At 48.1% G+C, this 7,500-nt stretch carries 7 protein-coding genes; all 7 read left to right on the plus strand.

Going from position 1 to position 7,500, the window contains the following annotated elements; genetic code table 11:
- The first annotated feature begins 346 nt into the window (after positions 1-346).
- The gene (cas3, locus tag AB1611_13410; protein MEW6380586.1) at positions 347-2,947 is read left to right on the plus strand and encodes a CRISPR-associated helicase/endonuclease Cas3; all 2,601 of its coding nucleotides are present in this window, start codon (positions 347-349) and stop codon (positions 2,945-2,947) included.
- Positions 2,944-4,416: a type I-E CRISPR-associated protein Cse1/CasA gene (casA, locus tag AB1611_13415; protein MEW6380587.1), complete on the plus strand. Its 1,473-nt coding sequence runs from the start codon at positions 2,944-2,946 to the stop codon at positions 4,414-4,416. Before cas3 ends, casA begins: the two co-directional genes overlap by 4 nt.
- Before the next feature lie 14 nt (positions 4,417-4,430).
- Positions 4,431-4,907, plus strand: coding sequence for a type I-E CRISPR-associated protein Cse2/CasB (gene casB, locus AB1611_13420; GenBank protein ID MEW6380588.1), 477 nt, complete (start codon positions 4,431-4,433; stop codon positions 4,905-4,907).
- Positions 4,908-4,938: 31 nt separating this feature from the next.
- The gene (cas7e, locus tag AB1611_13425; protein MEW6380589.1) at positions 4,939-6,084 is read left to right on the plus strand and encodes a type I-E CRISPR-associated protein Cas7/Cse4/CasC; all 1,146 of its coding nucleotides are present in this window, start codon (positions 4,939-4,941) and stop codon (positions 6,082-6,084) included.
- A 12-nt stretch (positions 6,085-6,096) separates the two neighbouring features.
- On the plus strand, positions 6,097-6,753 hold the full coding sequence (gene cas5e / locus AB1611_13430) for a type I-E CRISPR-associated protein Cas5/CasD (protein MEW6380590.1): 657 nt from the start codon (positions 6,097-6,099) through the stop codon (positions 6,751-6,753).
- Positions 6,740-7,315 carry a type I-E CRISPR-associated protein Cas6/Cse3/CasE gene (gene cas6e, locus AB1611_13435; protein ID MEW6380591.1) on the plus strand — a complete coding sequence of 192 codons (576 nt, stop codon included), beginning with the start codon at positions 6,740-6,742 and terminating at the stop codon, positions 7,313-7,315. The genes cas5e and cas6e overlap by 14 nt, the downstream gene beginning before the upstream one ends.
- Positions 7,316-7,317: 2 nt before the next feature.
- The coding region (locus tag AB1611_13440; protein ID MEW6380592.1) for a subtype I-E CRISPR-associated endonuclease Cas1 at positions 7,318-7,500 on the plus strand (183 nt) is incomplete at its 3' end.

A 7,500-nucleotide genomic window follows, 5' to 3' on the forward strand; every position in this document is an offset into this window, starting at 1 on the left:
ATTTGGATTCCTGCTTGCATTCCTCCCTGTATTCCTGCTTTCACTTTTCGTCCCTATCTGGATATTTCGAGTATATTTCAAAAAATGATGTGAAAGATTCTCTTGTCTGGAAAAGGGCTCAGAATATCTGGCTAAAGTCACACTATCGGCCCTCTTATCAGTTCAACTATACTAAAATATACTAGAGGGAATTAACTTGCTATCATACCTTGCAAAGAGTTATTCTATAATTATAATTGATAATCTGCTTTTGTGCCTTGCCACATGATAATATACAAAAGAGTATATACTTCCTTGAAGGTATCAAATAAATCAGTCATGAGTTTGACAGAAAACGGAGAACATAATGAGTACTTCATCGAATATTATGAGTTACTGGGATTACTGGGGTAAGGCCCGACCTTCAGAGGGGAGTGGCCCGACCTTTCACTTATTGCCATATCATTCTTTGGACGTAGCTGCGGTAGCTGCCCACTGGCTGAAAGCGGATGAAGCCCTGATGCGCTCTTTTCTTCGCAGTGGCGATGGTATTGAAGAGCATATACTCAAGGCATGGGTATTGTTTTTTGTTGCGCTCCATGACTTGGGTAAGTTTGACATACGGTTTCAGCTTAAGGCACGAGATGTTGCACTTAACCTCAATCCGCTATTTTCTGAAGCCGACGCTTCTGAGGCGAAAGATTTTGACCATGGATCAGCAGGATTGAATTGGTTTATCAGAGAATTGCCTGACCTTGGATTCGATGGCGAGGTTATTGAAGCCCTGCAGTATTGGATGATAGCCGTTTTCGGGCATCACGGAAGAGGTTTGTATACAGGAAAAATTTCTCGACCAGGAGCCGATGATGCGGTAATTGAACATAATCGGCAAGCCCGGCGTGAGTGGAGTGAGATGCTTCGCAAGCTCTTCCTTACACCTGGAGGCATCCAGCGAGGGGATGTTCCGCCTGTTATTCCTCTTGTTCCTGAGCGCTTGGCTGGGTTCTGCTCTGTTTGTGATTGGCTGGGGTCGAATACTGATTTTTTCCCTTATGAAGATAAGCCGGACCAGGACTTAAATGAGTATTTCCTGAACCGTCAAACGCTGGCTGAAAAGGCGCTGTATGCCAGTGGTATGTTAAGAAGCCCCTGCCGGACAGGCGGCATGAATAGGCTATTCCCTGAACTTACAGCGAGAGGTATCCAGTCCCTTGCGGATGAATGGCCCAAAGAGCCTGGACTGACCCTCATTGAAGCCCCTACCGGATCGGGAAAAACCGAAGCTGCACTTGCCTATGCTTCAAGGCTCTTAGCCGCAGGATTGGCTGACAGTATCATATTTGCCCTGCCTACCCAGGCCACCGCCAATGCCATGTTGTCAAGGCTTGAAAAAGTCGCTGGGAAGCTTTTCCCTGGAGGTGGGAATGTAGTTCTGGCACACGGGCAAGCCAGATTCAACCGCGACTTTATTCAGTTGAAAGATAGAGCCTATGGAACATCTGTCCAAGGTGGGGAAGAAGCTTTCGCCCAATGTGCCAAGTGGTTAGCCGCCAGCCGCAAAAGAGTATTTTTAGGACAGGTTGGAGTTTGTACGATCGATCAGGTGCTTTTGTCTGTTTTACCCATTCGCCATCACTTTATCAGAGCATTCGGGGTCCGCAAGAGTGTCCTGATCATTGATGAAATTCATGCCTATGACAGCTATATGAATGGCCTTTTGGACATTGTTTTAAAAGCACAGCGTATGGCGGGTGGTTCTGCCATTTTACTATCCGCCACTTTGCCGTCCAGACGCAGGGAACAACTCTTTGCAGTCTGGGGTGTGCAGAGCAATGAATCAGAAAAGGGAAATGCCTATCCATTAGTCAGTCATGCTGGAAATAGCGGGCAAAGCGGACAGAGTGGGCAAAGTATATGGGAGTCTCCTGAGCTTCTGGAAGAGTACAAGGTGGAAGTCTTGTGCGAGAAATCTGAGGAAATGCTGCCACAGCAGTCTTTGCTTGATGAAATTGTCCATGCAGCCAGATCAGGGGCGAGAGTAGTCGTTATCTGCAATCTGGTGGCCGAGGCGCAAAAGCTGGCTCGAAGGCTCAGGGAAATTTCTGGTATCGGAGTAGACTTGTTTCACTCCCGCTTTCGTTTTTGTGATCGGCAGAGAATCGAAGCACAGGTTTTATCAGGCTATGGGAAAGAGCGAAAAAATAACGAGGGGCGCATTCTGATAGCGACGCAGGTAGTGGAGCAAAGTCTGGATCTTGATTTTGATTGGATGATCACTCAACTTTGTCCTGTGGATTTGCTCTTTCAGCGTCTTGGCAGGTTACACCGCCATTCCCGGCAGCGCCCTGCCGGTTTTGAACCGGCCCGCTGCATTGTCCTGGTTCCAATCGGAGAGGATTACGGCAGACATACGGCAATCTATGGAGACATCCAGGTCCTTTGGCGTACTCAGAAACTCCTGGAGCGCTCCCCAATAATATCTTTCCCTGGCGCTTATCGCGAATGGATTGAGGCAGTTTATGGTGATGAGAGCTGGCCACAGGAGCCTGAATATATTACTATGGCGCATCAAACCTTTATGGATAGCGAAGACGCAAAAAGGTTTTGCGCTCTGAACCTGGGCAGAGCGGATGCCAATCTGCTTGCTGATACTGACGGCAATGTGGCTGCTCTTACCCGCGATGGGGAAATGAGTCTGAGTGTCATACCGGTGGTGATGAAGAAAGGAAGACACTGCTTCCTTGACGGTACTGCGCTGGACAGCATTGATGAGCGGGAAGTCGACGAGGCTCTGAATCTGCAAGCCATTCCTGCCCCTCACTCATGGCGGTATTCCCTGCCAGAGAGTGAGGATGGGTTGTATTATTTGCCTATGGAATCAGACTCACATGGCGGATGGATATCCAGAATAAAAAAATCCACGTTTACTTATCATCCGGATTTCGGATTAGAAAGAGGTGAACTATGAATCTACTCATTGACCCATGGATACCGGTACTTCATCAAGGCCGGTTTCAGCACGTCACCCTGAAAGATGTGCTGTGCCAGGATGCTGATTGGCAACTGTGCTCTTTCAGGGATGATATGGAATTGGCTGCGCTGCAGCTTGTAATTTGCCTTGTTCAGGTGATTTTCCCGCCGGATAGCCATAAGGAAGTTCGCCAGCGGCTGGCAACCCCAATGGATGAGGAGGAGTTTTCCTTAAGGGTATCCAAATACCTCGACATGTTTGTTTTGGATCACCCAAAACATCCTTTTATGCAAACACGCGGAGTCAAAGCCAAGGAATCTACACCCATGCAAAAGCTTTTTATCGGTTACGATCGCTCATTTTTTAATGATCCCGATGAGATTTCCCGTGCCTGCCCTGCCTGTGTGGCTGTTGCACTCTTCAATCAGGCCAGTAACTGCCCAAGTTTTGGAGGTGGATTCAAAGGGAGTCTGCGCGGAAGCGCTCCGCTAACCACCCTGGTGTATGGTGAAAGCCTGCGTTCAACTATATGGCGAAACATCCTGAGTCGAAATACCGGGGATCAGCAGTCGATGTCCTCTCTTGATGGCAATAACCAGCCAGGGTGGGTGGATCAGATAAAGAGTCAGGAAGTCATTTATCCCCATAAAATAGGGTTGTTGAGAGGACTTTTCTGGCAGCCTGCACATGTAGAGGTGGAATGGCAAAATAGCAAGAGCCAGTGCCAAGCCTGCAACCAGGTCACGCATAAGCTGGCCATAGGGTTTAAAAAGGAAAAATTTAAATATGAAATTCAAGGCATATGGCTTCACCCCCACAGCCCCAGAGAGTGGAAGCTGGCCAAAGGCACACGAGAGGAAAAATATGCATCCTTTACCACTACAGCCCCGGCATGGACCCAGCTTAACACTTTCTTAACAGAGAGAGAAATTGGATCTGCAAAGGCAGGCCAACCTGCAAAGGCAGGTTATGTTCCATCGGCAGTGGTCAGTCAATTTCGGAAGGTATTTTTTGGTGAAGAGATCAATCTCATTGTTGGCGGCTACCGGGTAAATCAGGCATCTGTTCTGCAGCGGCGGCATGAGATGTTCAACTTGCCTGCAGGCTGGACTGAAAACATGGACAAGGTGGAGGAGTTGATTGCTTTGGGCCTTAAGGTTAAGGATGAACTGAGAAAAAAACTCTTCGGCTTTGCCAAAAAGGTCCATGTACCTGGTCTTCCATCCCAGGCTGAAGAGCGTTTTTATCAAAGTTCTGAACCCCTCATTCACAAGACCCTGCGCACCATGAAGTGGCAGGAAGGGGAAAGGATCAAAGCAGATTTACTGGAACAGTTGAGCTCTCTGGCCAGGCAGATTTTCGAAGAGGTAACTCAATCCTACCGCCACGATCCGAAAATGATCAGAGCATTTGCCCTGAGCCGCCGAAGCCTTAACAGCGCTTTGAACAAATTATCCATCAGCTAAAGAAAGGGTTGCCTATGAGTGAACAGGCTTTAACAACCAAGGATCAAACTAATTTTGTTGAGTTTAACTTTGCTGAGCTGAAAACCCGCTTCGACAGTGCCTTGAGCAATGGTCAGCGTGCCGAAATTCGCAGAGTGCGTGATCCTGATGAACTGGATTGGCTGCCTTCCTTCTATCGCCTGCTGCCGACAGGAGCACATGCGGACAGGCAGTGGCGACGCATCATCTTTCTGCTGCCATTTGCCAGGCAGACCGACGGTGCCGCCAGTCTGGGCGCACAACTGGCTAAGGCCAAGGTAAGTGAGGCGCGTCTATTTCAAATTATCAGGTCCAATTATCCCAATGATTTTCTTTACCTGCGGCGAATCCTGCAACAGGTCCAGCCCTCTCTCGATTGGCAGCAGTTTGGGAAGATGCTTTATTATTGGGGGGACAACACCAAGCGGCATATTCTTGAGGATTATTTTCTAGCAGCCAAACCTGAAAAATAATGAGAAAAACAATTGACTTGAGGAGAGAAAGATGAGCGAAAAAAACTTCCTTAATATTCACGTAATTATATCCCATAACCCCTCCTGTTTGAACCGCGATGACATGAATATGCAAAAATCCGCCATATTCGGAGGTGTCAGGCGGGTACGGGTCTCAAGCCAGTGCCTGAAGAGAGCCATACGCAAGAGTGAGTATTACCTGAATAATCTGGGCGAGCCCTCTGTTCGGACGCGGGATTTGAACAGATTGAAAGAGATTTATGCAAGACAGCTTAAAGATAGCTTTTCTCCCGACTTCGTGTCCGAAGTGATAGACAGGATTGCTGGTGCAGGAAAGTTTAACAAAAAAGATAAAGATAATGATAAAGGTGAAGAAGACTCCGATGATAAAGATACCAAGGGAAAACAGGCAGTTGCCCCCTGGAGTATAATGGAGGTGGAGAGGATTTGCAAAGTCATACAGCAAGCCCAAGCTCAAGGTGAAGATTTAGATGAAAAAAGCCTGAAAAAACTGCTTGAGAAAGAGTCTGGACCCTTACTCAAGGCCATGTCAAACTCTATTGATATCGCTCTGTCAGGGCGGATGGCTACTTCCGGCCTCATGAGTTCCATCGACGGTGCGCTGGCACTCAGTCATGCCATAACCACACATGCCGTTGATGCGGACATTGACTGGTTTACTGCAATTGATGATCTGGTGGTAGACGAAGGTGAAGTTGGTGCCGGACATCTGAATACCCAGGAATTCAGTGCCGGAGTCTTCTACCGATATGCCAGTTTGAATATCCGGCAACTGGCTGCTAATATGGGAGGAGCCACAAGACCGGAGGCACTTGTCGTGGCAGCTCACCTGGTGCATCTTTTATCTACAGTTGTACCGACTGCCAAACAAAATTCTTTTGCGGCTTTCAACCCAGCGGATATGGTCATGACCTCATTCAGCGACATGCCGCTTTCCGCAGCCAATGCTTTTGAGCAGCCAGTTGAAAGAGACCGGAAAAAGGGAGGATATCTGATACCCTCTATCAAGGCTTTCGAAGATTACATGGATCGGGTTTATACTGGCTTTGGCCTTGATGATCGAAAGGCGGCCTTTTCCCTATGGAATACTGCTCTTGAGCCTAAAAAAGCCACTTTGGAAGAACTGAAAAAATGGGTTATGAATGACGGAGTATGAGGTGTATGAGATATGAGAGAGTATTTAATTTTGCGATTACAAGGGGTAATGCAAAGCTGGGGGGGACATACTTATGAGGACTATCGGCCAAGCAGCCTTTTCCCATCCCGCAGCGGCCTGATTGGTTTATTAGCTGCCTGCCTGGGAATAGACCGGCAGGATAATGCAAGGCAGCAAGCCTTATCAGACAGCTTCATCTTTGCCGTTCGTTCTGATGAGAGCAAACACCCGGTCCGAAAGGTTATTGATTTTCATACGGTTATGGATGCCCGCAAGGTGGATGGAACGGTTAACAAGAATCCGGTAGTTTCAAGGCGTGAATATCTCTATGATATTTGCTTTACAGTGGCCATGCAATTCAGGGAAGGAGCTTGTTTTAGCCTGGAAGCTGTTAAAAAGGATATCCAATGTCCTGTCTACACACCCTTTTTAGGGCGGCGGTCCTGTCCTTTGGGACAGCCGTTATTCCATTCCGTTGTTTCGGCCAATAGCCTTTTAGCTGCTTTATCCATGATTGAGCCCAAACGCGGCACTGTTTACAGCGAAGAAGCAGAAGGGAGCTCAAATCGTCTGGTTATGCGGGACATGCCTCTGTTCACCGGAAAGCGGCAATTTTCCACACGCTCCGTTTTTATTCATGCACAAGGAGGCCAAGATGCACTTAAGTGAACTTTCCATGGATTGGTCATTGACTCAAAATCCCTATAAAATTCATCGGCATCTCTGGCAGGCTTTTCCTGGGATGCCCGATAGCAATCGCCCGTTTTTATTCCGCGTAAATCCAGGGAAAAAGGGAGAACCCTCACAGGTTATAATGCAATCGGATGTTACTCCTAATCGAGCGTCATTGCCTCACGGGTGTTCACTGCTGCGAACCAAGGGAGTAAGTCCTTCTTTCAGAGAGGGCCAATTCCTGCGCTTTCTCGTATGCGCCAACCCGACGAAACGGCTGAATCAAGCCCGCTGTCGAGTACCCCTCATTGATGAAACGGCATTAATCGATTGGCTGGCAGGTAAACTAAATGAGGCGGCGGAACTTGAAGAAGCCCAGGTTTTCAGCAAGAGAATCCTTTACTTTCGCAAGGATAACCAGCCGGGTAAGATAGTAACCGTAACCTTTTCCGGCATCCTTCTCGTCAGGTCTCCTGAAAAACTGCTTAACCTCGTGCAGAGGGGAATAGGTCCTGCCAAGAGTTTTGGCTGCGGGCTTCTTTCCCTGGCGAGGGCGTGACCATGCTGCCGCCGGTTAAGCCTATTCCGACGAAGGATCGTATCTCTATCCTATTTGTCGAAAAAGGGAACCTCGATGTTTTGGATGGCGCTTTTGTCCTGGTAGATAAGACTGGTGTCCGCACCCATATCCCGGTAGGAGAGGTGGCTTGCCTTATGCTTGAGCCGGGGAGCAGGGTTTCTCAT

The sequence above is a fragment of the bacterium genome (assembly GCA_040755755.1).
GTDB lineage: Bacteria > SZUA-182 > SZUA-182 > DTGQ01 > DTGQ01 > DTGQ01.